We start from the raw sequence: 891 nt of genomic DNA, 5'->3' as shown, positions 1-891 counted from the left end.
CGAGGCGATTGCTCCGGTCGCACGCCGAAACCCCGCCAAGCTTCCGCAAGCTTGTCATGCCAAGGCGTCCAAGACAGGGAGTCGTGTAGTCTGCCAAGTTCGACAGTTAATTCGATAAGTGTTTGATATTGTTTACGCCGAAATGACGTTTGTGTGACTACAAGGAGGCTCAGGCGGGTTTCGGAAGGCTCAATGCATCGAAAAGGTCCAGTTGCTCCGGGGTGGTCTTGCTGGTTCCGTTGAAGCTGCGCTCGCCGATATGGGCGGTGTGCTTCTGGATGCGCGCGAGAAGGTCGAGCGCCATGCGCGGGCTGGCGGAATTGCCCTTCGCCTTCAGCCGCATCCGCATCACGCGGTAGAGAACCAGGGCGAGGAAGCAGATCAGCGCATGCGCGCGGATCCGGTCCGGCAGGCGGTGGAGGACGGGGGCGATCTCGATGTCGCTCTTGAGGACCCTGAACCCGCGCTCGATATCGGCCAAGGCCTTGTAGCGCGCGACGGCCTCGGCTGGGCCAAGGTCGGCAACGTTGGTCAGGAGCGCCAACTTGCCGTCGAAGAGCTCGGCGCGGGCGATCGCGGCCTCGTCGAGGCTCCAACTGAACAGGTCCGCCTGCAGATCCGGCTTGATGAAGCGGGTCAGCTCGGCCTCGACCACGGCCTTCGCAAAGCGGCTGTAGGACCCGCGATCAGAGGCGCGGCGGCCGCGTGCGGTCTGCCCGGCATCTTGCCCGTCCAGTTTGCCGGGCAGCCGCTCGCCCACCTCTTCGAGCTCGCGGATATGCGTGCGGCTGCGGTCCGCCCCCTCGTTCAGGGTAGTTGTCACCGTCCTTCGATCTGAAACTATGCAGCGAGGCGGGCAGGACAGGATGACGAGTGGCGTACTCACCGGAA

Annotated in this window: 1 pseudogene; it reads right to left on the bottom strand. The window is 63.6% G+C overall.

The annotated features are described in order from the left end of the window. Positions 1-169 precede the first annotated feature (169 nt). Positions 170-805 (bottom strand): annotated as a pseudogene (locus HCC78_RS32775) (IS1634 family transposase); the annotation flags it as partial. Positions 806-891: the final 86 nt, after the last annotated feature.

This window comes from Mangrovicoccus sp. HB161399, from assembly GCF_013184745.1.
Lineage (GTDB): Bacteria > Pseudomonadota > Alphaproteobacteria > Rhodobacterales > Rhodobacteraceae > Mangrovicoccus.
This window is presented reverse-complemented; position numbering and strand designations above follow the sequence as displayed.